We start from the raw sequence: 26,098 nt of genomic DNA, 5'->3' as shown, positions 1-26,098 counted from the left end.
CGCCCGGCGCCGTACGGCCGCTGCTCAGTCCCGGGCCCGTTGGGCCGCTCCACGCTCCGCTTCGGCCTTCAGCAGGGCGTTCGGGGTGATCTCGATGTACGCGGCCTCCTCGTACACCGTGGCCACGGTGCGGTCGTAGAGCTTCCGGCCCTTGCCGTACGAGTCCACGATGATCTGCGCGGCGCTCGGCTTCTCCTCGTCCGGCAGGATGCGCGCCGTGCACGGGATGACCGCGCCCTTGGGCCTGCCGCGGATGTTGGACGGCGCGAACAGCACCTGGTCGTTGTTGCGCATCCGCCGCACCTTCCAGGAGTCGCAGCCGGTGCGCAGATAGGCCCGGCCGTCCTTGAGGCCGAACCACATCGCCGACGGGACGGGGTCGCCGCTGCGCTTGTAGGTGACCAGGAGCGCGAACCGGCGGCGCCTGAACTGCCGCAGGTCACCTGGGCCGTTGGGGGTCGCCGTGACATGCCAGGTCACCGGGTCCCGCCAGGAGTCGTACATCCGCAGAAATCGCTGTTCCCACCATTCCTTGCTGAGCAGACGCGGCACGAAACGGCCTTCCTTTCTCTTCGGTCAGGGGATCAGCACGATGCGGCCCGGGCCACCGGCACCGCCCTCGCGGCCCTCCAGCATGCGGTGGGCGCGCGCCGCCTCGGTCAGCGGAAGCTCGGCGCGGACCCTGCCGCGCAGCCGGCCGCTCGCCAGCTCGCGGTTGATGGTCCCGGCGGCGTCCGCGAGGTCCGCCACCGAGGCGTTGCTGATGGCGAAGCCGTGGAGGCTGATGTCACGGGTGTAGACGGCGCCGACGGGCAGCACGGCGCGCGCCCCCATCCCGGCCATCAGGACGACGCGGCCGCCCAGGGCGAGCAGCGGGATCGTCGTCTCGAAGTCATGGCGCCCGGAGCAGTCCCACGCCACGTCGATCCCGTCCGGGGCGAGGCGGCGGACCGCGGCGGGGGTCTCGGGGTCGGCGCGGTCGAGGACGTGGTCCGCCCCGCAGCTACGGCACCACTCGGCGTTCTCGGCGCGGTCGACGGCGATGACGCGCGCCCCGGCCGCGGTCGCGAGCTGGACCACGGCGCTGCCCACGCCGCCGCCCGCGCCCTCGACGAGGACCGTCTCCCCCGGCCGGAGGCAGGCATCCCGGAACAGGCCGAGGTGGGCGGTCCCGGCGGTGTGCAGCACGGCCACCGCCGCTACCGGGTCGACCCCGGCGGGCAGGGAAAAGAGCCGGTCCACGGGCACGGCGGCGTACTGGGCGAAGGAGCCCTGTCTGCCGTCGTGACCCAGGCTGTTGCACCACACCCGGTCGCCGCGGGCGAAGGCCCCGGCGGGGGTCTCGACGGTGCCGACCAGATCCCGTCCGACGACGAACGGGAAGGGCAGCTCGGTGGCGTACGCGCCGGAGCGGACGAAGGTGTCCACGTGGTTGGCCGCCACCGCCTCGACCCGGACGAGCGCCTCGTCCGGGCCGGGTACGGGACGGGGCAGCGGCCCGGTCCGGATGTCGTCCGCATCGCCGAGGGCGGTGATGTAGGCCGCCGTCATATCGCCGTTCACTGCACCGCTCTCCCGTCGGGGGGCCGTTCGGGGCCGTTCATGCGAGAACGAAGGCGAGTGCCAGTCCCAGACATCCCAGATCGACCGAGCTGAGCCCGATGAAACGCGCCTTTCGCCACTCTTCCTTTCCGGCACCGTAATAGAGCTGCACGGCGTGGAGCACGACGACGGGCACGACGGTCAGCCCGAGGAGTGGATCGAAACGCGTGGTGGTGAACAGCAGGGTCAAAAGGGTGACGCTGGCGGCGAAGAGCAGGGTGAGGAATACCTTGAACCCCTTGGAGGGAAGGAGGACCGCCATGGTGTAGCGGTTCACCTCCGCGTCGCCTTCTTTGTCGGACGCGTTCCCGTAGGACACGATCAGCAGGAACCACAGGCCGACCAGGGCGCTGGCGATCAGGGATTCGGTGCTGACGTGGCCCGCGATCAGCCAGTACGGCACCAGGCCGATACAGCCGATGACATAGAAGATGGTGACTTCGAGGCCGCCGGGCAGATAGCTGAGTTTCAGTCCCATCGAATACTGCACCGAGGCGATCTGCCCCACGAGCATCACCAGGACGGCGGCCAGCGGCGCCGTGCCGTCCAGGCTGGCCACGGCCCCGAGCCCGGCGGCGATCGCGATCACCCACATCGCGATCCCGAACCGGACCGCATCGCGCTCCGTCAGCACCCCGGTGAGCAGCGGCTTCTTGGCGACGGTGGAGGCGGGGCGGCCCGCGTAGTTGCGGGCGTCGCTGCCGTCCCGGTAGCCGCCGAGGTCGTCGGCGGCGCCCCCGCTCCACTGGGTGGCGCACACCATGAGCAGGGTCAGGGCGAGCGCGGCCGCCGTGTCGCCGCCGACGCGGCCGTCGAGGCGCAGCAGGAGCAGGGCGAGGATCCAGCCGTAGGCGTGGTGGTAGATCCGGACCTTGCCGAGTTGGACGTACCCGATGAGCTTGGTGCCGAGCGGTGTCTTCGTCGCGTCGGACGTCGTGCCGGACGCGCTGGTTGCGGTCATGAGCACGCTCCCTCAGACGCTGATGGAAAGGCGCTGTTCGGCCAGCGATTTCTTCAGCTGTTCCCGCTTGATCTTTCCGGTGACGGTCCGGGGGAACTCGCTGTCGGGGATGATGACGGGCTCGGCCATGGTGGCGAGCCGGCGGGACGCGGATTCCCAGGCCTTGCGCCGGAATGCGGCGCCGGGCCGCAGGGACAGGACGGGCTGGAGGGTACCGTCCTTTTCCAGGACGACGAGTTCCAGGAATTCGGGGAACTTCTCCAGCAGGATGTCCTCGATGCCGATGCCGCTGATGGCGCCGGAGACCTTGTCGACCTGGCGGTCGATCAGGGTGATGCGTCCGGTGCGGGATTTGGTGCCCCAGTCGCCGGTGTCCCACCAGCGCTTGTCGGGGTAGTTCTTGGACGTCAGATCGGGCCGGTTGATGTATCCGGAGAACACGCCCGGGGTGTTGACGACCATGCGCCCGGGGGTGCCGGACGGTACGGGCCGCCCCGAGTCGTCGACGATGCGGACCCGGCAGAACGGGAAGCGGGGCCCGGCCGGGTGGCCGCGCAGCAGCTTGGCGCGGCGCAGCCGGCGCAGGGCGCGCAGCGGCTTCTGGGTGCCCTTGAGGTGGCTGCGGATGGCGACGGGCCCGGTCTCGTTCTGCCCGTAGACCTCGACGCAGACGGCGAAGCGGTGGTCCGAGCCCCCCAGCAGGGCGCTGACCGTGTCCGGGTGGATGACGTCGAATCCGGCGCCGAAGAAGCGGATCGAGCGGAACGCGCCGCCGGGCGCGAGGTGCTGCCAGGCGCGGAAGGTGTTGGGGTGGGTCTCCAGATAGGTGGGGCGGTGCCTTTTCAGCATCCGGTCCACGTTGTCCGGGGAGTCGTCCTCCAGGAGCAGCAGCGGCGCCTTGCGCATGAGGGCGGCGAGGATGCCGACCACGGTCCGGCCGTGCACGGGTGAGATGGCGAGGGCGAGGTGGCCGTCCAGCCGGGACAGCCAGTGGATGACGGCCTGGACGCGGGCGTTGAACTGGATGCTGGCGCTGGAGCATTCGGCCAGCTTGGGGGTGCCGGTGGTGCCGGAGGTGTGCACGACGACGTACGCGGCGTCGGAGGCGACCTCGCGGGGCCGGGATATCCGCTTGTGGTCGGGGAGTTCGGCGGCGATGTCGCGCCAGTCGATGAAGGTGCCGATGTCCGGGAAGGTCTTCTCGCTTGTCCCGAGCCGGGCGTCGGTGGAGATGACGGCGGTGATGCCGGAGACGTTCTCCACCATGGAGGCGACGACCGGTCCCGAGAGGGTCGGGCTCATCAGGATGGGCACGGCGTCGAGGGCGGTGATGGCCGCGTAGGCGATGATGATGTCGGTCGGGGACTCCAGCCAGACGATGCACCGCCGTCCCGGCTCGATGCCGTGGGACCGCAGGGCGGTCGCGCCGCGCGCGGCGGCGTCGGCGACATCGCCCGGCCGTACCTTCTCGTCCTCGGCCGTGACGGCGATCGGCTGGTGGTCGACGATCCAGGGCTCGGCGTCACTGGGCAGACTCAGCAGCTTGTCGAAGATCAAGGGTGGGCCTCTTCTCGGAATGGGCCGGGTTTCCGGATGACCGGGTTATCGCGTGACGAGTTCCAGCAGTTCGTAGACCACGGGGCCTTCCGGCTCGTCCACCGTGGTGGAGTCGAGGGTGATCAGCCGCTGTTCCTCGGCCGCCGCCAGCTCGTCCAGTTCGGGGCGCCCGGCCCGGCTGCTGAGGGCGATCAGCACCCGGCCCCCGGGCGCGAGGTGATTCCTCGCCTCGCGGAAATACCGCCGGTGTGCCTCGTATCCGGGGTCGACATAGGCCAGCTCGTGCGCGGTCAGGTCGAGTTCCGGCGGCGCCCACACATTGTTGGAATGCCAGTAGACCACGTCGAACGCGGGGGCGTCGTGGAGCGCGTCGAACAGGTCGCTGTGGACGGCGGTGAGCCGGTCCGCGACGCCGAAGCGCTCGGCGTTGAGTTCGGTGTTCTTGACCGCCGCCGGATTGAGATCGGTGGCGTATACGGCGCGGCAGCCCGCGAGCGCGGCTTCGACGGCGATCAGTCCGATGCCGGAGCCGATTTCGAGGAAGGTACCGCCGACCGGGAATTGCAGCAGGGACAGATGGGCCAGGCTGGACTTCGAATGCGCCGGGGAGAACACGTCCGGCAGCAGGGTCCATTCCTTGCCGCTCAGCTCGATGTCCGTTTGCTGCCGTACTTCGGCCCGGCTCGCCTCGCTCCGGCTCAAGGGCTGGGTGTAGTCGTACATTCAGCGCTCCGCAGGGGTCGTCGCGTAGTTCTCGATGTCGAAGCGGGCCAGGCCGTTGCGCATCCTTTTGGTGGACCATGGCCAGGTGACGAAGTTCTTGCCGTTTTCGTCGAGATAGACGCTGCTGCATCCGCCGGTGTTGTAAACGGTCGAGGCGAGGCCGCGCTGCACCTCGTCGTTGAACGAGCGGAACGGCTCGGGCCGGATCTCCAGGGCGTCGATGCCCCGTGCCTGTGCGGTGCGTATCGCGTCCACGACGTAGTCGAGCTGGGCCTCGGCGAGGGCGAGCAGCGAGTTGTACATCACGATGTTCGGGCCGAGCAGCAGATAGGCGTTGGGCAGGGCGGGCAGGGTGGTGGCCCGGTAGGCCTCCGGGCTCTTGGTCTTCCAGGTCTCGGACAGCAGCCGACCGTCGCGCCCGCGGATACGTTCGGCGATCGGTGGATGGCGCATCTCGAAGCCGGAGCCGAAGACGACGACGTCCACCTCCACGCGCTCGCCGTTCGCCGCGATCAGCTCGCTGCCGTCCGCCCCGGCGAGGGCGTGCGGCACGAGTCGGGCGTTGGGCCGGGTCAGGGCCGGGAGGTAGGTGTTCGACAGCAGCAGCCGCTTGCAGCCGACGGTGAAGTCCGGGGTCAGCTGGGCGCGCAGCTCGGGGTCGGGCACCTGGCGCCGGAGGAGTCCCTTGCCGACGGGGGTGAGCAGCCGGGCGGAGCTTCGGCGGCGCATGACCAGGGCCAGCGTCTTCAGGAAGCCGTCGCTGACGCCGCGGAACAGCCGCTGGGTGACGGGGACGTGCCGGAAGAGCCGCCGGACGGGCCTCGGGACCCGGAAGTCGAGCCGGGGTATCACCCAGGCGGCGGTGCGCTGGAAGACGTACAGCCGGCGCACCCGCGGCTGGATCTCCGGCACGAGCTGGATGGCCGAGCAGCCGGTGCCGATGACGGCGACCCGCTTGCCGGTGAGGTCCACATCGTGGTTCCAGCGGGCCGAGTGGAACGTGTCGCCGGGGAACCCGTCCAGCCCTGGCAGGGACGGGACGGTCGGCTCGTGGAGCAGACCGGAGGCGAAGATGACGTGCTGGGCGACGAAGCGCCCCCGGCTGGTGTCGAGGATCCAGCGGCGGCGGTCTCCGGACCAGGCGGCCTCCAGCAGTTCGGTGCCGAGGCGCAGCGCCGGGGCGAGGCGGAACTTCTCCACCGTGTCCTCGATGTAGGACAGCAGCTCGGGCTGTCCGACGAAATTCCTGCTCCAGCCCGGGTTGGGGTGGAAGGAGAAGGAATAGATCGACGAGGGGATGTCGACGGCGCACCCCGGATAGGTGTTCTCCCGCCAGGTTCCGCCGACCCGGTCGGCCTTCTCCAGCACCAGGAAGTCCGTGATGCCGCCGCGCCGCAGTTTGACCGCGGCGGCGATCCCCGATAATCCCGCGCCGATCACGATGACATGCGCGTGCTGTTCCCCGGCCGGGGCCGGGGTGTCGTCGTCCGCCGGTATAGCCATGGGTTTCCCCCTGTAGCGTCACTACGCGCGTTCCAGGATCTCCTTGCTCAGCCGCAGTTCCCGCTCCACCGACCCGGGGATGGTGCGCCGCAGAACCGGATCGAGCATCCAGCGGGTGAGCGGGTTGAACTGAAAGGAAATCATGCGGGTGGCCCGGATGCCGCCGTCCACCGGCACACAGGAGAACCGGGCGCTGAATTCGGCCATCCGGTGATTGAACTTGTTCAGTGGCAAGGGCGCCAGCCGGATGTCGATGCACGAGCCCGGAGTGAGCCGCATCTGGGCGATGGCTTTCGGCTCCGGAAGCTTCAGCCCGGGCAGCCTGGGCTGGAACTTGAACTCGGTGAGATTTCCGTTCCTGCGCACCCAGGAGATCGGTCCGACCTTGTCGTCGACTTCGACGTAGCGTTCGATGTCCATCACGAAGTCGAGAAAGGCTTCCGGTGTACAGGCGATTGTCTGTTCTTTCTCCACCTTGACCATGACGTCACACTACCGTCCTGCCTCGCTTTCACAGATACGCCCGCGCGTGCAGCAGCGCGAGTTCGGCGAGTTCGCCGTCGGCCGTCAGCTCCCCCGCCGCGGCGCCCCGGGTGCGCCGGGTCGCGACCCGGCACCACGCCAGCAGCGGGCCGCGCAGCACATCGGTCGCGTCGTCGGGTCCGACGGTGTGGCGGGTGCCGTCGTACGCCGTCAGCTCCAGCCGCAGGGTGCGGTCCGCGGGCGGGCGCACCCGGGCCCGGCCCAGGGCGTAGCGCAGGGTGGCGTGGCCGAGCGTCGCGATGTGGCGCAGCCGGGGCGTCTCGGCCACCGGCAGCCCCAGCGCGTCCCGGATGTCCAGGCCGTGCGCCCAGTGCTCCATGAGCCGGGCGGTGGCGAACACCTCGGTGGTCATGCCGAATCCCCAGGCCACGCGGTCGCCGGGGGCGCGTTCGGCCAGCAGCCGGCGGGTCGCCGTACCGGCCCGGTCCCACCAGGCGGTCAGGTCGCCGGGCGACAGCCCGTCGCCGCGGCGGCATCCGGCGGCGGTGAAGTCCTCGGCGGTCGGATAGGCGGGGACGGCATCGGCGAACGCGCGCGGGCCGCCCGCCAGGGTGTCGCGGGCGACCTCCTCGGTGTCGGCCAGATGGGACACCTGGTCGGCCACGGTCCAGCCGTCCGCCGCCGAGTCACGGACCCAGTCGGCGTCGGTGAGGGACCGCACCAGGGCGCCGAACTCCCGCTGTTCGTCGGCGAGATCGGCCAGCTCCTCGCGCACCGGGGTCGCGGGCTCGCGTACCGGGGTCACAGGATCGCCACCGTTCCCGCCGAGCCGTCCACCGCGACCGGGCCGCCCGCGGCCAGCCGCTCCAGCGCCGCCGCGCCGACCCCGGTCACACAGGGCACCCCGAGTTCGCGGGCGACGATGGCGGCGTGGCACAGCATCCCGCCCTCGGCGGTGACCAGGGCGGCCGCCTCCGCCATCAGCGGAACCCAGTCCGGGTCGGTCTGCTCGGCGAGCAGCACCGCGCCCGGCTCCCAGCGGGGGTCGTCGACGTCCCGCAGCCGCAGCGCTCGGGCGGTGGCCGCCCCGGCGGACGCCGCGATGCCGTGCACGACCTTCGCGTGCTTCCCGTCCTTCCCGCCCTTCCCGTCCTTCTCATCCGTCCCGTCCGTCTCGGCGGCGGGCCCCGGCGACTCCCCCAGCTCGGTGGTCATCGGCCGGAACTGAAGCCACACCAGACCGCTGTCGAGCAGGGCGAATTCCAGGTCGGCGGGCACGCCGAGCGCGTTCTGCACCGCGACGCACGCCGAGCCGACCGGCACCCCGCCGCTCTCCAGCGGCTCCGGCTCCGATCCCCCGGCGGGTCCCTCGGGCGTCCACTCCTCCCAGGCGGGGGTGACGGCGCCGGAGACCAGGGCGTCGCCGCTGCCGCGCACCCACTCCAGCCGTCCCCGGCCGGGGCCGCGGCCCAGCCACAGCCCGCTGCGCACCGGGGTGCGGAAGGGCTGGAGCAGCACCGCCATCCCGACGTCGAGCATCGGCCCGGACGCGGTGCGCTCCCGGTAGGCGGTCACCCGGCCGCTGCGCGCGGAGTCCCGTACGGCGGCGATGGCCGTGGCCAAGTCGTCGGCGGGGACGTCGAGTTCGCTGCGGAACATGCCCGCGTAGCTGAGCGCCGCCCCGTCCTCGACCGTGGCCGAGCTGCGCACCGCCCAGCGCGGGGCGACCGCCGCGAGCCGGGCGAGGTCGTCGGCGGCGGGCTCGGCGCCGACCGGCACCACCCAGGTGTCGGGGACGGTCGCCCCGGCGCGCAGCAGCGCGGCGAGCCCCACGGCCTTGCCGCCGACCGCGGTCCGGTCGCCGTCGCCGAGTTCGCCGGTGAGCCGCAGCACCGTTCCGGCGCCGGTCACGGGGATGTCCGCGCCGGTCACCGCGCCGTCCCCGCCCGTTCCTCGGCCTCCCGCTCGATCCCCAGCGAGAGCAGCAGATCGCGGTGCAGCTCCATCCAGACGTCGTGGTAGGAGTCGCACATGACGCCGGTGAACGCCTTGTGGTCGCCGTCGCGCACCCGGGCCAGGGCGCCGCCGAGGCCGTCGGCGTAGCGCCCGAACCGGCGGCGTACGGCGGCGAGTTCACCGGTCACCTCGACGGCCTCGTCGTGCACGGCGCCGAGTTCGGCCACCCGCGCCTGGTCGTAGGCGGCGTCGGTGTGGTCGTTGGTGGCGCCGTCGCGGAGCTGCCAGCGGGTGCACAGCTCCTTGAACCGGTCGTTCACCGGCAGGAAGCGCTCGTAACCCGGTCGCAGCCGGTCCCGGCCGTCGCCCGCCAGGTCGTCGGCGATCAGCGCGGTGTGCCGCTCGCGGCCCTCGGCCGTGATGCGCCACAGCCCGCGCCGCTCCATGTGGGTGGCGAGCCCGTCGGCCCGCAGTTTCTCCAGTTCGGCGAGGACGTCCTCGCGGCCGTGCCCGGCGCCCGCCACCAGCGGGTCGGCCGGTGCCATGCCCTTGATGACCAGGGTGTGCAGGACGTCGAAGGCGGCGGTGCCGGTGTCGCTTTCGGGAAGCAATGCGTCTCCCGTCGTCATGTCGTGGCGGCGTCGGCGCGCAGTTCGTCGAGGAGTCCGACGAGGTCGCCGACCGTCGTGATGGTGGCGGCCTTGGGGTTGTCGACCAGCGCCACGCCGAAGCGTTCCTCCAGGGCCAGCAGGATCTCCAGGGTGGCCAGCGAGTCGATCTCCAGGTCCTGGATGATGCGATCGGTGGGCCGCAGATCCCGCTGGACCCGCTTGACCTGGGCGTAGACCTCCTCGAGAGCGGTCAGGGTCTCGGTGTTCGCGGACGTTCGGGTGGAGTCAGGAAGGGTCAAGGATGTTCACCTCTCCGGTACTGCCGTTGATGGAGACGGCCGTGCCCGCAGGCAGCGAGGCCGCGCCGGGATAGCCCACGACGCACGGAATCCCGTACTCGCGGGAGAGGATCGCGATGTGCGACAGATCGCTGCCGCGCTCGCTGAGCACGCCCTCGGCGAAGGGCAGCAGCGGGGCGATGTCCGCGTCGGCGGACGAGCAGACGATGATCACGGGGTCGTCGGGCAGATCGCCCTCGGGGGTCATCACCGTGCCGGTGCCGATGCCGGGTGCCACCCCGCGCAGCGCCTGGGGCGTCCGGCTCAGCCACGGCCGGATCACCCCGTCGTCGCCGGTGAGGTCGAGGTGTTCGGGCATCGGGGTGGCGAGCGCCGCCCGGCAGGCCTCGATCCGCGGCCGGGCCCGCTCGATCAGCGCGGGCCGGGTGGCCAGCTCGGTGAACTCCCGGATCGTCAGATACGGCCACAGGTCCGCGTCGCCGCCCATCGAGGACGCCAGCGCGGGCAGCAGCCGCCGGTAGATGTGCAGGGTGCGCATCGCGAGGGACTTGGAGTGCTCGCGCCCGGCCATCATCTCGCCGACGGCGACCGCCAGCGACCGTACGGTGCGGCTGCGCCAGGGCGAGACCATCCCGGCCAGGGCCTCGGCCGGGTCGATCGGCGCCACGGACGCCTCGCCGCTGCCGCCCGCCACCTGCTTGTGCCGCACCGCGTAGTCCTGCCAGGGCGCCTGCCCGTCCGCGACCTCGTAGAAGGAGGAGGCCAGGAAGTCGCCGGGGCCGAACGGGTCCAGGGTGGACGCCGCGGTGTGCAGCCGGTCCCAGACCAGCTCGCGCGGCCGGGTCAGCCAGTGCGCGATCTCCTTGCCGTGCCGCAGCAGCTTGCCGTAGACGCGCCGCTGGAGCGCGGTGACCGGCACCAGCCCTGAGGTGGTCAGGATGTGCACCGCCCAGGCCTCTTCGAGGACGGGCAGCGCCTCGCGCAGCACCCCGGCCAGCGCGATGGGGCTGTCGGTGGTGGTCGCGGCACGCAGCCCCCACTCCAGCTCGGCGACCCGCTCCTCCAGCGCACGCAGCCGCGGTCCGGTGTCGCGCAGTTCGCCCAGCAGCTTGGCGCTGCCCGCGACCTGGCGGACCCGGCCGGAGCGCAGCGCGGTGAGTTCCTCCGGGGAGTCGATGCCCTCGAAGTAGGCGTCGGTGACGTCGCTCGGCCGGAGTCCCGGGATGGAGGCGGACAGATGACAGTAGGCGGCCAGGTTGTGGTACGGGCGGCAGCCGAAGTAGCCGACGAAGACGTAGTGTCCGCCCTCGGCCCAGGCCGGACGGCCCCACAGCCGCCGGGCCAGCGCCCGGGTGCCGCGCTCCATCGGGTCGCCCACCAGCGACCAGGACATGGGCGAGAGCCGCTGCGGGGCCACTTCGCCGAAGTTGCCCGCCGAGTAGACGCGGAAGTACGGATGCGGATCGGTGTCGACCGACACCTCCACGGTCCCCGGTTGCTCGGTCGCCTGCTCGGTCATACGAGGGCCCTCCTCTCCGTACCGCCGCGCAGCGCCTCACCGGTGGCCCCGAGGTAGTCGGGGTCGGGGACGGGCCAGGGCTCGGGGATCTCCTTGAGGACATCTGCGTCCAGGTCGAACCAGGGCTCGGTGTACTCCGTCAGCTCCTTCGGCGCGCCGACCCGTTCACCGATCAGCCGGGTGAACCGGCCGAGCGGCCCGGCCTCGACGATCTTCGGCACCACGCCCCAGGGGCGGCACACCTCGGTGAACACCTCGCCGAGGGTGGGCATCGCCGGGTCGAACCAGGTCCAGGTGGAGCGGCCGATGGGCGTGGTGAGCGCCTTCAGCACGATCTGCGCGGCGGAGGTGGCGTCGGTGATCCAGCAGGGGAAGTCCCCGCGCCGGGCCAGGTGCACCGGGTATCCGGCGAGCAGATGCGGGAAGACCATCGGCAGTCCATGGCGGGTGTCGGGCCGTCCGCCGCGCGGGTCGGGGCCGAGCACCGGGCCGAAGCGGACGACGCCGACGGGCAGTTCGGGGGTGTCCCGGACCAGTCGTTCGGCGCAGTACTTGCCGTACTCGTACCAGTTGCGGAAGCGCTGGCCGGTGTACAGCTCGCGGTTGGTGATCCGGCCCTCGGCGCGGCCGAGCGCCAGCAGCGAGGAGATGTGCACGGCCTGCCGCAGTGCGGGCAGCTCGCGCAGGAAGGCCAGCGCGGAGCGCATCCCGGAGCTGTGGGTCTCCAGCACCTCACCTGGTCCCGAGGTCCAGGACACCGAGCCGAAGCAGAGCACCACATGGGTGGTCTCGTCCCGGACCCGGGCCAGATCGGCGGACGACAGGCCGAGGCGCGGCATCCGTACGTCGCCGCGGACGCCCTCACCGACGGCGGAGCGGCCGCTGCGGGACAGCACCCGGACGGTGGCGCCGTCGCGTTCGCACGCCTGCGCCACGGCCGTGCCCAGGAACCCGGAGCCGCCCAGAATCAACACGTTCATGCCAGGAACCTCGACAATCCGCTGTCGGCGGGGGCCAGGGGACGCCTCGGCGCCGGGAGGTCGAACAGCAGCCGGGCGAGCAGTTCGGTGGAGGGTTCGGGCAGCGGCCCGTCCACCAGACCGGCCAGCCGGCCGCGCTCCATCACCCGGTCCAGCCCGATGTAGCGCAGTCCGGTGAGGCTGTTGCGCCACGCCTGGGACAGCGGCAGGAAGCGTTCGGCGTTGGCGGAGAGCCACAGCACCTGTTCGGCGGAGGCCGGGACCAGCCGCAGCCACTTGCCGAAGTGCAGCGGCGCGATCGCGCGCGCCACCTCCAGCAGGCCGCGGATGGAGGGGGCCCGCTCCCCGGCGGACAGATGGGTGACGACGGGCTCGGGGCGCGGTCCTGAGCGGTGCAGCCCGGCCAGCGCGTCCAGCAGGGTGCCCGCCGCCAGGTCGCGCGGCAGGACGTCGACCCGGGCGCCGCGCATGGCGGGCAGCACCCGGCCGGGCAGCTCGTCCCACCGTTCGGCCAGCAGGTACAGCGAGTTGCGCTTGCGGGTGGCGCCGGTCCGCGAGTCGCCGAGCAGGGCGGCGACCCGGCCGATGAGGACATCGGGCTCGCCGGGGCCGTGCCGCCGCGTCAGCTCCTGTTCGGCCAGCCATTTGCTGTGCTCGTACGCGGTGCGGTGGCGGTCGGGGGCGAGCGGCGTCTCGGCGATCCGGCCGAGGGTGCCGCCCGCGACGAAGATCGACGACGCGTAGCCGTAGACCACCCGGCGGCCGGAGCGGCGCTGGAGCTCGCGGGCGACCTCGTAGCCGCCCAGGGCACCCAGCACGTTGACGGCGTACAGATCGCGGCCGCTGCCCGCCCAGTTGGTGTCCCCGGCGAGGTTGACGACGGCGTCGACGTCCTGGGCCAGCTCGTCCAGCTCCGCGTCCGTCAGCCCCCACAGCGGTTCGCGTACGTCGCCGCCGACCCGGGCCGCGGCGAGCGAGGGGAACAGCCGCTCGAAGGGGACCTGGCCGGGGCGGGCGCGGCGCACCAGCGGCACGATCTCGATCCCGCGCCGCGGGGCGATCTCGGCGACCGCGGTGCCGAGTTGTCCGGTGATTCCGGTCAGCAGCACCTTCATCCGAGATCGACACCCTCGTCGTAGGCGGCGGTGTCGGGCACCAGTCCCCCGGCGACCAGCTCCCACATCATCTCGTCGGTGCCGCCGCCGAGCCGGGCCAGCCGGGAGTCGCGCCACATGCGGGCGAGCGGCGTCTCGTCCTCGAGATAGCCGGGGCCGCCGAAGAGGTGCATGCACTCGCTCATGACCTCTTCGACGAACCGCGCCGCGGTGGTCTTGAGCGCCGCGACCTCGCGGGTGCCGCACGCGCCGGGCACGGCGACGCCCTGGGCGGCGGTGTAGACGGCGTAGCGCAGCGCGATCAGCCGGGACGACAGCTCGGCCAGCCGCAGCCGCAGCGCCTGCTGTTCGATCAGCGGTTTGCCGAACTGCCGGCGGCGCTGGAGGTGGGCGGTGGCCAGCCCGATGGCGCGGGCCGCGCCGCCGACGGCCTGGGCGGCGATGGAGAGCCGTTCGTGGTTCAGCCCCCAGGTGGCGCCGAGGAGTCCGCCGCCGCGGCGGCCCACCAGGGCCTCGTCGGGGACCTCGGCGTCGATGACCATCCAGGTGGTGTCCAGCGCGGAGGTGCCCGCCTTGTCGAGCCGTTTGCGGGGGGTGAGCCCGTCGCGCGGTACGGCGAGCAGCCCGAGCCTGCCGTCGACCGGCCCCGAGCCCTCGTCCAGGCGGCACAGCAGCAGGGCGACGTCGCAGACCAGGCCGAGCGAGAGGTACTTCTTCTCGCCCGTGACCCGCCAGCCGCCGGGCGTCTTGCGGGCGACCGTGCGCACCCCGTTGAGGTCGGAGCCGCCGGTCGGTTCGGAGGCGCCGAGACAGCCGACGAGGCGCCCTTCCAGCGCCCCGGCCCGGTACTCGGCGAGCAGCGGGGAGTCCCCGAAGCGGGTGAGGATGGACAGGACCGTCTCGCAGTGGAGGCTGAGCCCGACCGACAGGCTGGCGTGCCCGAGCCGGCCGCTCTCCTCGGCGATGATCACGCCGAGCCCGGGGTCGCCGTACGGGTCGGCCGGGGACGACGCCCGCCAGCGCTCCTCGAAGAGTCCGGCGCGGCCGAGTCCGGCCAGCGCGTCGCGCGGGAAGAGCCCCTCGGCCTCGGCCTGTTCGGCGACCGGTTCGAAGGTCCGCCGCAGCAGCTCCGCGACGCTTTTACGGGTGTCCTCCACTCGCTCGCCGAACGGCCCGGCCGTGAAGAGGCGGGAGGTCTGCTCCGCGGGTGCGGTCTGCTCCTCGGTTGCGGCCACAACACTCACGAATCGTTACGCTCCTTCAGTTCACCCGCCACGTACGACAGCCACAGCGAACGGCGGCGGGGCTTGCGGCTGGAGGTCAGGGGGATGGTGCCGCGCTTGACGTACCGCACCTCGGCATGGGCCGCGTCGCCGGTGAACGACGCGATGACGGACAGCGCGTCGTCCAGCCGGTCGCCCAGGGGGCGTTCGGTGACCAGCAGCACCCTCGGTTCGCCCCCGGTGATCCCGGCGACGACGGTCGCGTACCGCCGGGAGATGGCCCCGGAGGCGACGAGTTCGAGTTCGATGTCCTCGACGAAGACGTTCTGCCCGTTGATCTTCACGCTGTCGCCGAGCCGGCCGATCACATACAGCTCGCCGTCCAGCAGGAACCCGGCGTCGCCGGTGTACAGCCTGCCGTCGTGCAGCTTGGCCACGTCCTCGGGCGCGGGGTCGGCGTAGCCGTCGGCGACCGAGGGGCCCTCGACGTAGATCTCCCCGAGCACCCCTTCGGGCTGCGGGGCGCCGTCCTCGTCCAGGATCTCCACGCGCGCGGTCTCCAGCGGCGGACCGCAACTGACCTGCCAGGTCCAGGGTTCGTCGACGGGCACGGTGCTCAGCTCGACGACCTCGCTCACGTCCAGCTTCTCCCCGAGCCGCCGCTCCAGGCCGCCCGCCCGCACCATCCGGGCGACGTGGTGCTTGCTCACGCCGGTGACCGCGAGGGTGCCCTCGGCCAGCCCGTACGCGGGCATCAGCGCCCGTACGTCGAAGCCGTGCGGGCCGAGCAGCGCGGCGAAGCGGGCCAGCACCGCGGGGTCGATCCGCTCGGCGCCGCTGACCACGGCGCTCAGTGCGGAGAAGTCCAGCCCTTCGAGGTCCTCGGGGCGGACCGCCGACAGCACCCGCTCGAAGCCGAAGTTGGGCATGCACATGTTGGAGTACGGGGTGCGTCCGTACTCGGCGATCCAGCCGCGGGTGTCCCGGATGAACTGCTCGGGCCGCATCAGCGCGTGTTCCACCTGGAGGGTCAGCGCGCCCAGCAGCCCGCCGACGAGCCCCATGTCGTGGTAGAGCGGCAGCCAGGTGACCGCACCGTAGCCCACCGGGTTCATCCAGCCCTGGATCATGCGCAGGTTGGTGGCCAGGTTGGCCATCGAGATGCGCAGTCCGCGCGGTGAGCCGCGGGAGCCGGAGGTGAACTGGAGCACCGCCAGCTCGCCCCAGGCGCGCGGCGCCTCCTCGGGGCGGTCGGCGTAACTCGGCGCCAGGACGTCGGTGCCGCCGCCGAGCCGGGCGACGTTCTCCGCGACCACGTCGTGGTAGCGCGGGTCGGCGATGGCGTGGCGCGGATGGATGCGGGCGGTGATGGCCTTCAGCTGGTTCTGGTAGCCCTCTCCCCCGCGCAGCGCGAGCGGCAGGGGCAGGACGGACGGGGTGGCGCCGATCGCGAGCAGCCCGAAGAACTGCGTGACGAAGTCCTCCCCGCCGGGCAGCACCAGCGGCACCACGTCCCCGGGCCGCACCCCCGCGTCGGCGAGCGCGGCGCCCGCGCCCAGGGTCCGCCCGGCCAGCTCCCGGTAGGTGAGCCGCTGCCAGGAGCCGTCGTCCAGCCGGAACCGCATCCCGCGCTCGTCCGACGGGTCGTCCAGCCAGCCGAACACGCGGTCGTGGTCGGGTGTTTTCCGCTGCGCGCTGCGCTGTGCCGTTCGCTGCGACGTTCGCTGCGACAAGGTGACCTTCCCCCTACTCTTCGGTCGGCCGGGTGTCCGGCCCGGGCCCGGCGGTCCGGTCCCGCAGCAGCCGCGCCAGCTCCAGCCGCTGCACTTTGGCGGTGGCGGTGCGCGGCAGTTCGTCCAGGCTCAGCTGCACCGGCGGGCGCATCGGGGCCAGCCGGGCGGCCGCCTCCTCCCAGCGGGCCACGTCCAGCGGCCCGCCGTCCCGGGTCACCACCACCGGGGTCGGCGCGCCCTCATCACCGGGCACGACCACGACCTCCAGGAGGCTGTCGAGCCGCGACATCAGCAGGTCCTCGGCCTCCAGCGCGCTGCCGAAGCCGGGGATGACGTCGACCTCGCGGTCGGAGACGTGCAGACAGCCCCAGCGGGTGCGGTAGCCGACGTCGCCCATCCGCCACCAGCCGTCGTCGAGCTGCCGCTGGAAGCGGGCGTCCTCGCCGAAGTAGGTGAGCGCCCGGCCGTCGGAGCGCACCTCGATGAAGCCGGGGTCGCCGGGGCCTGGGGTGCGGCCGTTGCGGTCGACCACCCGGACCGCCGTCATCCCGGGGAACGGGAAGCCGACACAGCGTCCGTCGGCGGACATCGCGCGCCGCCGGGAGGTGGCGCGGCCGACGGTGGGTCCCACCTCGCTCTGTCCGTACAGCTGGAGGTGGAACGGGCGCCGACGGCGGGACGCGCCGAGGATCTTCTGCACGGTCCGCGGATGGATGGCGTCGAAGGTGCTGCTGAGCGCCAGGACGTTGGACAGCGGACCGCGCGGGTCGTCGGCCAGCGGCTCCCACTCCACGAACGTGTTGGGGTGGGCCTCCAGCACACCGGGCTTGACCTCGGCGAAGATGTCGGCGATCCGCTCGGGCGTGGCGTCCTTGGTGATGACGATCGGGAAGCCGCGCTTGAGCGCGATGGCGAGCGCGGTCACCAGGCGCGAGTGCACGAACGACACCCGTACGGCGAGGGTTTCGCGGCCGCGTATCAGCAGCCGCGCGCCGAGCGCCTGCGGGCGGTAGCGGGCGCGCAGCGAACGGGCCGTGTGCACGACGAGCTTGGGGGTGTCGGTGGTGCCGGAGGTGTGGGTGAGCAGCGCGGGTCGCCGGGTCCTGGTCCGGGTGTACGGGCGCAGATGCGCCTCGGGATCCCGCCGCAGCGGAGTGGTGCCCTCGGCCTCGCCGGTCACCAGGAAGACCCGCTCGCAGCGCTGGGTGACATCCGGCGGCAGCTCGCCGACCAGCTTCTTCTCGTCGGTGATCAGATGCGGCCAGTCGCAGCGGCTCAGCAGCTCCGCGACGACCTCGCCGGTGAGGCTGGGCGAGAGGGCGACGGGGACCGCGCCGACGCGGGCGACCGCGCAGGTGAGCAGGAAGATGTCGAAGCCGTCCTCTTTGTAGACGGCGACCTTGTCGCCCGGGCGCACCCGCAGATCACGCAGCGCGGACGCCATTTCGGCGACGAGATTCGCACAGGCGTAGACGGTGAGGTCGGTGCCCAGCTCCGGTGCGATGTCGAGTTCGTGGTCGAGGGTGATTTTCTGGTACGGGCTCTTCTTGGCGGCCCCGTCGAAGAAGGAGCCCAGGAACAGTCCCCTGTTCCCGATGCGTTGCAGAATCACGGTGGGCGTCACCCCTCGCCATCAGGAGGCGGTTTCGAGTGCGGCCTTGATACGGACGAGCGACTGCCGCATATCGCCGTCGATTTTGTCCGACCAGTCGTCGAGGAACTTCTTCACCTCGGCGTCGCTCATGCCGTGGAGAATTCCCCGCATGCCTTCGGTCAGTTCGCCCATCCAGAAGGCGTGGGTCAGCGTAACTCCGCCCGCCGTCGGCTCGACCGTGAACGACCATACGCTCTCCTGGGCGCGGCCGTCTTTGGTGCGCATGGCCCAGCTGAACACGCGCGGGGCGACGGATTCCACGACCTCGCATTGCGTGGTCCAGTCCCCGCGCACGACTGGCGCCCAGGCGACCACATCCGGCTCCCGGTGGTTGCGCGCGGTGAAGACGGAGCCGACGGCCGACGGTTCCCCTTCGGTCCATTCCCCGCCCAGGCACTCGGGGCTCCAGTCACCGCTGCGGGCGAGGTCGCTGACATAGGCGAAGACGGCGGCGGGATCAGCGCGGATTTCGGTGGTGGCGTCCACGCGGAACGTTTCCGTGGAACTCATGGGTCGGCACCCCTCTATCGGGCGGAGGTCTTCTCGGCAGCCAGGAAGTCGAGCATCTGCTCGGTGGTGTGGATCGCCGCGCAGCAGTGCGCGGCATAGTCCAGCGCGGACCGGTGGTGGTCGGCGGTGAAATCGGCGAGGGCGTCCGCCACCAGGAACGGCTGGATATCGGAGCTGAAGGCGTCGACCGCGGTCATCAGACAGCCGACATGGGCGTAGACCCCGCACACGATCAATTGATCGCGGCCGGACCTTTCGATCAGATCACGGAGTCCGGAGCGGACGAAAGCGCTGTAACGCCACTTCGTCAGCACGATGTCCCCGTCGGCCGGGCGCAGCGGTTCCACGATCCCGGTGTCCCGCTCGTGCGCGGACATCCCGGGCCCCCAGAAGTCGTGGAGCAGACCGCGCTGGGCGCGGTCCATGTCGCCGGGCTGGGCCGAGTAGACCACCGGCATGCCGAGCGCGGCGGCCCGTTCGCGCAGGGCACGGGTGTTGGCCAGCAGCTCGCCGTACAGGGCGCTGCCCGGGTCGTAGGGCGCCAGGAAGTACGCCTGCATGTCGTGGAAGAAGAGGACGGCGCGCTCCGGGTCGGGCCGCCAGTCGACCTGGTTCTTCGGCAGATCGGCCGCGGTCGGCATCGGATAGGGCGCGATGGCGGGGATACCCATGGCCTTTTCTCACACCCCCAGAATGGCGCCGCCGTCGACGCACAGGTCCTGCATGGTGATGTGCCGGGCCCGGTCGGAGGCGAGGAAGAGAACGGCGTCCGCGATGTCGCCGGGTTCGGCGATCCGGCGCAGCGGGATTCCGGTCTTGTACGTGGCCATCGAACCGTCGATCGTGGTCTGCCGGTCGGCTTCCGCGGACCACAGCGAACGCAGCATGTCGGTATCGGTCGAACCGGGCGACACCACGTTGCAGCGGATTCCGTATTCCGCCAGTTCCAGTCCGAGGGACTTGGTGTAGAGGGATGCGGCGGCCTTCGAGGCGCCGTATGCCGCCATATGCACCCGGGGTATCCGTCCGGCGTTGGAGGCGACGGTCACGATGGCGCCCTCGCCGCGTTCCTTCATGCGCGAGGCGACGGCCCGGGAACAGTGGAAGACACCGTCCAGATTGATCGAGAAGATGGCCCGCCAATCGAGGTCCGACATGTCCAGGGCGGATCCGGCGCGCATCACTCCGGCCGCGTTCACCAGCAGGTCCACGGCGCCCAGTTCGTTTTCGATCCGGTCGACCACCTCGTCGATGCGCCCGCTGTCGGTGACATCGGCGGGAAAGGCGACGGCGGTCAGTCCGTCCGCCGCCATCTTCTCCACCAGATCGGTCAGCCGGTCGGCATCCTTGTCCACGGCGGCCACCAGAGTTCCCCGGCCCGCGAGTGCCCGGGCGATGGCGGTTCCGATTCCGCCGGCCGCGCCGGTGACCAGTGCGACCCGGCAGGCGATGTCGGCAGTGTCCTTGTGCTCGGTCAAATCCTCACCTTCCTGAAAGAGAAGGGGCAGCCGCCGGGCGGAGCGAAGAGACGCCGCGTATATGTTCGGCGGGTATTGCCGAGTCTACGGATTCCTATGCGCGAATCCAGGTGCGCATCAATTCGGCTGCCTGATCGGGATTCAGCCGCGGATCGCACAGCGTCGTATAGCGCTCGGCCAGTCGCTCGACCCCGTCGACCTTTCCGCCGAGACATTCGGTGACATCCGACGCGGCGACTTCGAGATGGAGTCCGCCGGGGTGCTCCCCCGCCGCCTCCAGGACCCTCTTGCAGCGGACCGCCTCGTCCACGACGGCGCTCAGGTGACGGGTCTTCACCCCGCCCGCCCGCACGGTGTTGCCGTGCATCGGGTCGCTCAGCCACACCGCCCGGTGGCCCCGGGCCCGTACGGCGGCCACCAGGGGCGGCAGCAGCTCGGCGACCCGCTCCGCGCCCATGCGCGCGATCAGGGTGAGTCTGCCCGGGGTCCGGTCCGGGTCCAGCAGGGCGCACACCTCGGCGAGTTCGTCGGGGCCGGCGGAGGGGCCGAGCTTGAGCGCGACCGGGTTCGCCACCTGGGACAGCAGCCGCACATGGGCCGACCCGGGCGCTCTGGTGCGGTCGCCGAGCCAGGGCAGATGGGTGGAGGTGAGGATCCGCTGGCCTGCGTCGACGCGGACCAGCGGGGCCTCGTAGTCGATGACCAGCGCGTCGTGGCTGGACCAGGGCCCGTCGGGGAACGGTCCCGGGCGGCGTCCGGCGCGCCGGTCCCGGTCGCGGGCGAGGACCCGTAACACCTCGGCGCTCGCCTCGTACGCCCGCACCATCCGCCGCGGATCGTGCGCCCGCGCCCCGGCGGACGGCGCCTCGCCGTTGACCATGTGGCCGCGGAAGGCGGGCAGCGGCACCCCGTCGACGTCCTCGAAGGGACTGCTGCGCGGCTTGGCGAACTGGCCGCCGATCCGCCCGACCCGTAACACCGGTCCGTCGCCCCCGAGTTCATCGGCGAGGGCGTGCAGCACCGCCGTCTTGGCGCGGACGTGATCGGCGCCGGTCTCCTCGAAGCTCTCCGCGCAGTCGCCGAGCTGGACCATCCGCGCCCCGCCACCGGCCACCACCGCCAGCGCCCGGCGCAGCCGGGCCAGTTCGGCGGCGGTCACCAGCGCGGGCGCGGCGGACAGGGCGGCGCGACTCGCCACGTAGTCCGGGTGGGCCTTCCACTCCGGCTGCTGCGCGGCCACCGTCCCCTCGGGCCAGGGAAGTCCGGGCGCGGCCCGGGTGCCGTCGCCGATCACCGGTCGGCTTCGCATTCGATCAGCTCGGCGGGGTGCCGCAGCGCCCAGCCGAGCAGGTCGGCGAGGAGGTCGGTGCCGTGCTCGGTCAGCACCGACTCCAGATGGAACTGGGTGGCGGCGAACCGCTCGCCGCGCACCGCGTGCACCTCGCCGGTGGCCGGGTTGCGGCACAGCTCGACGGCGCCGCGGGCGAGTGGGGAATACAGCCGGTCGTCGGTGTGGCGGGCGGCGTACGAGTTGTAGAAGCCGACCGGCTCGGACCGTCCGAAGAAGTCGATGCGGCGCTGGGTGCCCTGGTTGGGCCGCTCCCTGGGGAAGAGTTCGAGCCCCAGCAGCGCGCACAGCACCTGGTGGCTGAGGCATTCGCCGACGAACGGGATACCCCGGGCGAAGAGCCCGCCGATCAGCTCGGCGATGCCGCGCACCTTGGGGTCGGCGGTGGCCCGGGGGTCGCCGGGTCCCGGTCCCAGGACGACGCAGTCGTAGCCGTCGGCGTCCTCCGGGCGTACGGCGTTCCAGGGGCGGATGGTGGCGTCCAGGCCCAGCGAGCGGGTCTGGTGGCCGAGCATGCCGGTGAACGTGTCCTCGGCGTCGACGATCAGCACCCGCCCGGCGTCCGGCCCGGCCGTCCGCACGGGCCGGTCGTCCTCCTGGCCCAGCCAGAAGGCGGACAGACCGGCGTTGCGCCGCTCCAGCGCGCCGAGAACCTCGGGGTCGTGGGCGAGTGGCGCACCCCCGCCCGCGGGCCGGGCCGGTGCCGCGGGCCCGGCGCCCCGCCGCTCCTCCAGCCCGGTGGCGGTCAGCAGCGCGTCCACCTTGGCCCAGGTCTCGGCGACCTCAGCGGCGGGCCGGGAGTCCCGGACCAGGGTGGCGCCGACGTCGATGCGCAGGTCGCCCTCGCGGCCGATGTCGGCGGTGCGGATGAGGATCGCCGAGTCCAGGGTGTCCCGGCCGGTGGTGTCCCGGCCGAGGAGGGCGAGGGCGCCGCCGTAGTAGCCGCGTCCGCTCTCCTCGTGCCGGGCGATCACCCGACAGGCGTTCTCCAGCGGGCTGCCGGTGATGGTCGGCGCGAACATCGTCTCGCGCAGCACCTCGCGGACGTCCCGCGAGGTGGCGCCCTCCAGCAGGTATTCGGTGTGCGCGAGCTTGGCCATCTCGCGCAGATGGGGGCCGCGGGCCCGGGCGCCGCGGTCGCAGACCCGGGCGAGCATCTTCAGCTCCTCGTCCACGACCATGAAGAGTTCGTCGGTCTCCTTCTGGTCGCCCAGGAACTCCAGCACCCCGTCCAGGTCCGCGCCGGAGGGCGGATAGCGGTAGGTGCCGCTGATCGGGTTCATCCGCGCGGTGCCCCCGTCGACCTGGACGTGCAGCTCCGGGGAGGCGCCGACGAAGGTGCGGTCGCCGGTGTGCACCACGAAGGTCCAGTAGGCGCCGGACTCCATGGTCAGCAGCCGCCGGAAGACGGTCAGGGCGACCTCGGGCCGGTAGTCGCCCAGGGTGGCCCGGAAGGACCGCCTGATGACGAAGTTGGAGCCCTCACCGGCCCGGATCTCCTGGTCGAGGATCTTCTCCACGACCTTCTCGTAGTCCTCGTCCCCGATGTCGAACCCCGCGTCGCGCAGGGCGACTTCGGCGTCGGGCAGCAGATCCAGCGCCTCCTTGACGGGGAGGGCTGCGCGCCGCTCCGCGGTGAGCGCCAGGATCGGTTCGCCGTCGTCGTTGCACGCGTACCCGCGCTCGGTGACCTGGCGGAAGGGGATGACCGCCAGCACCTCGGCCGGTGCGCCGCCCCCGGCGCCCGCGTCCGCTTCCGCGGGGCCGGGGGAAGGCAGTTCGGCGAGCGACCCCACCTCGGCCACCGTCCCGGTCAGCACCTCCACCTCGTGCCCGCCCGCACACGCTCTGCGCAGCAGGGCGAACGGGGGCGGGTCGGGCGCCACCAGCGCCTGGAGGAGATCGTGGGCGTCCGTGTCGCGGAGGCCCCTGACTTGATGGCTCGTCATGCCTGCCTTCCCTAGGCGCCGTTGACTCACGATGCGACGGGTGTCGAGACCCGTTGGGAGTGGATGGACGAAGGAGACGAAGAAACGAACGGGGAGATGAACGAACGGGACGGACGCGGAACGTCAGCCCGATGCCTGCCGACTGGAGCGCTGCTCCAGCTCCGTGGCGAAGTCCTGCCACGCCCGGCTGCACTCCCGTGCGGCCGTGGCGATCAGCTCCACCCGGTGCGGCGGGACGTTGTCGCTGATCCGGGTCCACTCTTGCGGGCCCACCGTGCAGGCGTCCAGCAGCCGCAGCAACGTGCGGCCCGACTCGGAGAGCCGCAGCGACGGGTCCTTGCGCAGGTTGTGGATCAGTGCGGAGAGGTCGGGGGCGCGGTCGGCGCCGTCGATGCGGGCTACCGCCTTGGGAACCAGCGGGGTCGCGGCGGCCGCCGCCTCGGGCTCGCGGCGTACGGGCCCCACGGGGGCCTCGCCGCGCCGCAGCCGGTCGCGGACGTCCCGCACGGTGGCGGCACAGACCCCGGCCTCGCGGGCGACCTCCCGCAGCGAGACGCCCGGGCGCTCGGCGAGGATCCGGCCGGCCTGGAGACGGCCCTCGGCGGCGTCGACCGGGCGTTCCCGGCCGTCGCGCCCGAGCCGGGTGCTCGACTGGGGAATTTCCCCACTCGCACGGCGGCGGATCGCGCCGACCGTCTTGTGGGAGAGCCCGGTGACCGAAGCAATGGCCCGATCGGACCATTCCGGATGGGAGTTGATGATACGTTTTGCCGCGGCATTCCTGTCGGCCCGCGGCAGTGGAAGTCCATGTGAGACGTTTGCTTTGACCGCGAGGACGAACGCTTCTTCATCGTCGCACTCGCAGAAAATCGCCTCGATTTTACCCAGGCCGCGCAGATCCGCGGCATGCACCCGATGCATACCGTCGATGACATGCATCGTCCTGCGATTGACCAGAATGGGCGGCAGTTCGGCATCCGACTCGGCGAGCAGACGCACGTGTTCATTGTCCGCGCCCGACAGCCTGGGCGAATCGAAGTGCGTTAACTCGCTCAGGGACACCATTTCGGTGGACCGCTGCGCCATGATATCGGCGGTGTCAGCCATGAGCTGACCATTCATGTGCCTATCCCCCTGTGACAATCCGGTGCTTCATGGAAGACAGCAATGGACGAAGACATCAGGAGGCGTACTACCCATGGAGGGCTGGACGCTGGACGACAAGCCAGCCGCATCGACGCGAAGGTGAAGCAATAACCGGCTCAAGGCCACCCCCGTGGACTTCCGCTTACCCCGTCTGTCTCATGGAACGCGAGCCCTTTGCCACTACCCGGATCGCCGACTCCCACACGTCGGCCGGTTCATCGGAGTTCAGTACGGCAGAAGTTGATGAGGCTCATCCCGGGCCCGACCGGGATCGTTAACGAACCGCGGTATTCACGATTGCGAGTTAACATCAGTTCCAAGACCAAGCGACCGTAGCAGTCGCCGCACTGAGGACGCAACCAAAACGTGACGGGCCGTTTTATGGTCAACTCGCCCTACGCGCGGTATGCGAGGTGGACGGACCGATGAGAAGATCTAGCGCCGCAGCAGGACGGGCAGTTGTTGATGTCCATTGGAGATGAAGGACTCCAGTGGACGGAGCTCTGCGGCCGGTGCCGCGAGGGCGAGATCGGGAAAGCGCTCGAAGAGGGCGCGCAGACCGATACGCCCCTCCAGCCGAGCCAGTTCCGCGCCCAGGCAGAAGTGGGGGCCGTAGCCGAACGCCAGGTGTTCGCGGCGGGTCGCCCGGGTGACGTCGAAGCGTCCGCGGCGTTCACCGTGGACCTGCGGATCGCGGTTCGCGGCTGCGTAGTTGACCACGATGGGGTCGCCCTCACGGAACGTCAGCCCGGTCGCCGGGTCGTGGACGTCTTCGATCGGGAACCGCATGACGATGGAGGCGATCGGCGCCTGGTGGCGTAGCGTCTCCTCCACCGCGTCTCCCCACGACGCCTGCCCGGAGCGCAGCAGGGCCAGCTGGTCGGGGTGGGTGAGGAGATTGACGATCGCGTGGTCGAGCAGGTTCACCGTGGTCTCGTGCCCCGCGCCGATCAACAGCAGCACGCTGTCCGCCAACTCCTGCTCGCTGAGCCGGGAGTCGGTCTCGTCGTCGTGCGCGTCGATGAGCGCGCTGGTCACATCGTCGCCGGGAGCCTGCCGTTTGATGGCCAGCAGCTCCGTCAACAGCCCGTACAACTGGGCGGTGTTGGCCTCGGCCTCCGCCTCCGACAGCCCGGTCGCGAAGACCCCGGCGATCCCGTCGCGGAAGGCGTTGTGCAACGCGTCGGGGACGCCGAGGAGCGTGTTGACGACCATCAGCGGTAACAGCCAGGCGAACCGCGACCGCAGATCCACCACCCCGCCGGGGGCGGTGGCCTCGGTGGCATCCAGCCCGTCGAGCAGAGACTGGGTGATTCCCTCGATTCTCGGGGCGAGGGCCCGCACCCGGCCGGGCGTGAACGCGGCACCGATCAGCCGGCGGAGCCGGACGTGTTCCGGGCCGTATGCGGTCAGCGCGTTACGGACGTCCATCCACAGGCGGAGCGGCCACTTGGGCGGAATACGCTCGTCGATGTAGCTGTCGGGCCAGTGCCGGTGGGCGTCCTTGGAGATCCGGCTGTCCGTGAGCAGCCGCTTGACCAGGGCCGGGTCGGTCACGGCCCACGCCACCACCCCGCCGGGCAGTTCCACCGGGGTCGCCGGACCCCGGTCCCGCAACCGGTCCGCCTCGGTGTGGATGTCCCCTGCGGTGGGGTCGAGACGGAAGGGGCAACCGGTGGTCAGCTCGGCACTCATGGTGAGAAATTTTCGCCCCACCGCGCCGCATGAGAAAAGAGGAAAGGCGGGCC

Annotated in this window: 24 protein-coding genes; all 24 read right to left on the bottom strand. The window is 71.5% G+C overall.

Annotated elements, in window-relative coordinates; genetic code table 11:
* Positions 1–24: 24 nt before the first annotated feature.
* Positions 25–552, bottom strand: coding sequence for a PPOX class F420-dependent oxidoreductase (locus tag LCH29_RS07765; protein ID WP_446460954.1), 528 nt, complete (start codon positions 550–552; stop codon positions 25–27).
* A 24-nt stretch (positions 553–576) separates the two neighbouring features.
* Positions 577–1,551, bottom strand: coding sequence for an NADPH:quinone reductase (locus LCH29_RS07760; RefSeq protein WP_446460953.1), 975 nt, complete (start codon positions 1,549–1,551; stop codon positions 577–579).
* Positions 1,552–1,600: 49 nt separating this feature from the next.
* On the bottom strand, positions 1,601–2,563 hold the full coding sequence (locus tag LCH29_RS07755; RefSeq protein WP_446460952.1) for a UbiA family prenyltransferase: 963 nt from the start codon (positions 2,561–2,563) through the stop codon (positions 1,601–1,603).
* A 12-nt stretch (positions 2,564–2,575) separates the two neighbouring features.
* On the bottom strand, positions 2,576–4,120 hold the full coding sequence (locus tag LCH29_RS07750) for a class I adenylate-forming enzyme family protein (RefSeq protein ID WP_446460951.1): 1,545 nt from the start codon (positions 4,118–4,120) through the stop codon (positions 2,576–2,578).
* A 45-nt stretch (positions 4,121–4,165) separates the two neighbouring features.
* Positions 4,166–4,843, bottom strand: coding sequence for a methyltransferase (locus LCH29_RS07745; protein WP_446460950.1), 678 nt, complete (start codon positions 4,841–4,843; stop codon positions 4,166–4,168).
* The gene (locus LCH29_RS07740; RefSeq protein WP_446460949.1) at positions 4,844–6,346 is read right to left on the bottom strand and encodes a flavin-containing monooxygenase; all 1,503 of its coding nucleotides are present in this window, start codon (positions 6,344–6,346) and stop codon (positions 4,844–4,846) included.
* 21 nt (positions 6,347–6,367) lie between these two features.
* Entirely contained in the window at positions 6,368–6,829 is a 462-nt protein-coding gene (locus LCH29_RS07735) for an SRPBCC family protein (RefSeq protein WP_446460948.1), read from the bottom strand.
* Between the two features lie 28 nt (positions 6,830–6,857).
* On the bottom strand, positions 6,858–7,634 hold the full coding sequence (locus LCH29_RS07730; RefSeq protein WP_446460947.1) for a maleylpyruvate isomerase family mycothiol-dependent enzyme: 777 nt from the start codon (positions 7,632–7,634) through the stop codon (positions 6,858–6,860).
* The gene (locus LCH29_RS07725) at positions 7,631–8,761 is read right to left on the bottom strand and encodes a PEP-utilizing enzyme (RefSeq protein ID WP_446460946.1); all 1,131 of its coding nucleotides are present in this window, start codon (positions 8,759–8,761) and stop codon (positions 7,631–7,633) included. Before LCH29_RS07725 ends, LCH29_RS07730 begins: the two co-directional genes overlap by 4 nt.
* The gene (locus tag LCH29_RS07720) at positions 8,758–9,414 is read right to left on the bottom strand and encodes a hypothetical protein (RefSeq protein ID WP_446460945.1); all 657 of its coding nucleotides are present in this window, start codon (positions 9,412–9,414) and stop codon (positions 8,758–8,760) included. The genes LCH29_RS07725 and LCH29_RS07720 overlap by 4 nt, the downstream gene beginning before the upstream one ends.
* Positions 9,411–9,695 carry an acyl carrier protein gene (locus LCH29_RS07715; RefSeq protein ID WP_446460944.1) on the bottom strand — a complete coding sequence of 95 codons (285 nt, stop codon included), beginning with the start codon at positions 9,693–9,695 and terminating at the stop codon, positions 9,411–9,413. The genes LCH29_RS07720 and LCH29_RS07715 overlap by 4 nt, the downstream gene beginning before the upstream one ends.
* On the bottom strand, positions 9,682–11,214 hold the full coding sequence (locus LCH29_RS07710; RefSeq protein ID WP_446460943.1) for a PEP-utilizing enzyme: 1,533 nt from the start codon (positions 11,212–11,214) through the stop codon (positions 9,682–9,684). The genes LCH29_RS07715 and LCH29_RS07710 overlap by 14 nt, the downstream gene beginning before the upstream one ends.
* Positions 11,211–12,194 (bottom strand): SDR family oxidoreductase, encoded by a 984-nt coding sequence (locus tag LCH29_RS07705; protein WP_446460942.1) that lies wholly within the window; start codon positions 12,192–12,194, stop codon positions 11,211–11,213. The genes LCH29_RS07710 and LCH29_RS07705 overlap by 4 nt, the downstream gene beginning before the upstream one ends.
* Entirely contained in the window at positions 12,191–13,309 is a 1,119-nt protein-coding gene (locus LCH29_RS07700; protein ID WP_446460941.1) for an SDR family oxidoreductase, read from the bottom strand. The genes LCH29_RS07705 and LCH29_RS07700 overlap by 4 nt, the downstream gene beginning before the upstream one ends.
* The gene (locus LCH29_RS07695; RefSeq protein WP_446460940.1) at positions 13,306–14,553 is read right to left on the bottom strand and encodes an acyl-CoA dehydrogenase family protein; all 1,248 of its coding nucleotides are present in this window, start codon (positions 14,551–14,553) and stop codon (positions 13,306–13,308) included. Before LCH29_RS07695 ends, LCH29_RS07700 begins: the two co-directional genes overlap by 4 nt.
* Positions 14,550–16,265, bottom strand: coding sequence for an AMP-binding protein (locus LCH29_RS07690; RefSeq protein ID WP_446460939.1), 1,716 nt, complete (start codon positions 16,263–16,265; stop codon positions 14,550–14,552). The genes LCH29_RS07695 and LCH29_RS07690 overlap by 4 nt, the downstream gene beginning before the upstream one ends.
* Before the next feature lie 13 nt (positions 16,266–16,278).
* A complete protein-coding gene (locus tag LCH29_RS07685; RefSeq protein WP_446460938.1) occupies positions 16,279–17,877 on the bottom strand; it encodes a class I adenylate-forming enzyme family protein in 1,599 nt (532 codons plus the stop codon).
* A gap of 21 nt (positions 17,878–17,898) precedes the next feature.
* The gene (locus LCH29_RS07680) at positions 17,899–18,405 is read right to left on the bottom strand and encodes an SRPBCC family protein (RefSeq protein WP_446460937.1); all 507 of its coding nucleotides are present in this window, start codon (positions 18,403–18,405) and stop codon (positions 17,899–17,901) included.
* Positions 18,406–18,443: 38 nt separating this feature from the next.
* Positions 18,444–19,100 carry an isochorismatase family protein gene (locus LCH29_RS07675; RefSeq protein ID WP_446460936.1) on the bottom strand — a complete coding sequence of 219 codons (657 nt, stop codon included), beginning with the start codon at positions 19,098–19,100 and terminating at the stop codon, positions 18,444–18,446.
* A 9-nt stretch (positions 19,101–19,109) separates the two neighbouring features.
* The gene (locus LCH29_RS07670; RefSeq protein WP_446460935.1) at positions 19,110–19,907 is read right to left on the bottom strand and encodes a 2,3-dihydro-2,3-dihydroxybenzoate dehydrogenase; all 798 of its coding nucleotides are present in this window, start codon (positions 19,905–19,907) and stop codon (positions 19,110–19,112) included.
* A 94-nt stretch (positions 19,908–20,001) separates the two neighbouring features.
* The gene (locus LCH29_RS07665) at positions 20,002–21,216 is read right to left on the bottom strand and encodes a 3-deoxy-7-phosphoheptulonate synthase (protein ID WP_446460934.1); all 1,215 of its coding nucleotides are present in this window, start codon (positions 21,214–21,216) and stop codon (positions 20,002–20,004) included.
* Entirely contained in the window at positions 21,198–23,204 is a 2,007-nt protein-coding gene (locus LCH29_RS07660) for an anthranilate synthase family protein (protein ID WP_446460933.1), read from the bottom strand. The genes LCH29_RS07665 and LCH29_RS07660 overlap by 19 nt, the downstream gene beginning before the upstream one ends.
* Before the next feature lie 123 nt (positions 23,205–23,327).
* On the bottom strand, positions 23,328–24,311 hold the full coding sequence (locus tag LCH29_RS07655) for a ParB/RepB/Spo0J family partition protein (RefSeq protein ID WP_446460932.1): 984 nt from the start codon (positions 24,309–24,311) through the stop codon (positions 23,328–23,330).
* Between the two features lie 474 nt (positions 24,312–24,785).
* Entirely contained in the window at positions 24,786–26,045 is a 1,260-nt protein-coding gene (locus tag LCH29_RS07650) for a cytochrome P450 family protein (protein WP_446460931.1), read from the bottom strand.
* Positions 26,046–26,098 lie beyond the last annotated feature (53 nt).

It is taken from the genome of Streptomyces sp. BRA346, assembly GCF_052851135.1.
This window is presented reverse-complemented; position numbering and strand designations above follow the sequence as displayed.

Bases quoted from the DNA above. Each gene is read 5' to 3' on its own strand.
- LCH29_RS07760 (WP_446460953.1), bottom strand. From the start codon at position 1,551: ATGACGGCGGCCTACATCACCGCCCTCGGCGATGCGGACGACATCCGG.
- LCH29_RS07755 (WP_446460952.1), bottom strand. From the start codon at position 2,563: ATGACCGCAACCAGCGCGTCCGGCACGACGTCCGACGCGACGAAGACA.
- LCH29_RS07745 (WP_446460950.1), bottom strand. From the start codon at position 4,843: ATGTACGACTACACCCAGCCCTTGAGCCGGAGCGAGGCGAGCCGGGCC.
- LCH29_RS07740 (WP_446460949.1), bottom strand. From the start codon at position 6,346: ATGGCTATACCGGCGGACGACGACACCCCGGCCCCGGCCGGGGAACAG.
- LCH29_RS07735 (WP_446460948.1), bottom strand. From the start codon at position 6,829: ATGGTCAAGGTGGAGAAAGAACAGACAATCGCCTGTACACCGGAAGCC.
- LCH29_RS07720 (WP_446460945.1), bottom strand. From the start codon at position 9,414: ATGACGACGGGAGACGCATTGCTTCCCGAAAGCGACACCGGCACCGCC.
- LCH29_RS07710 (WP_446460943.1), bottom strand. From the start codon at position 11,214: ATGACCGAGCAGGCGACCGAGCAACCGGGGACCGTGGAGGTGTCGGTC.
- LCH29_RS07705 (WP_446460942.1), bottom strand. From the start codon at position 12,194: ATGAACGTGTTGATTCTGGGCGGCTCCGGGTTCCTGGGCACGGCCGTG.
- LCH29_RS07700 (WP_446460941.1), bottom strand. From the start codon at position 13,309: ATGAAGGTGCTGCTGACCGGAATCACCGGACAACTCGGCACCGCGGTC.
- LCH29_RS07675 (WP_446460936.1), bottom strand. From the start codon at position 19,100: ATGGGTATCCCCGCCATCGCGCCCTATCCGATGCCGACCGCGGCCGAT.
- LCH29_RS07665 (WP_446460934.1), bottom strand. From the start codon at position 21,216: ATGCGAAGCCGACCGGTGATCGGCGACGGCACCCGGGCCGCGCCCGGA.
- LCH29_RS07660 (WP_446460933.1), bottom strand. From the start codon at position 23,204: ATGACGAGCCATCAAGTCAGGGGCCTCCGCGACACGGACGCCCACGAT.
- LCH29_RS07655 (WP_446460932.1), bottom strand. From the start codon at position 24,311: ATGGCTGACACCGCCGATATCATGGCGCAGCGGTCCACCGAAATGGTG.
- LCH29_RS07650 (WP_446460931.1), bottom strand. From the start codon at position 26,045: ATGAGTGCCGAGCTGACCACCGGTTGCCCCTTCCGTCTCGACCCCACC.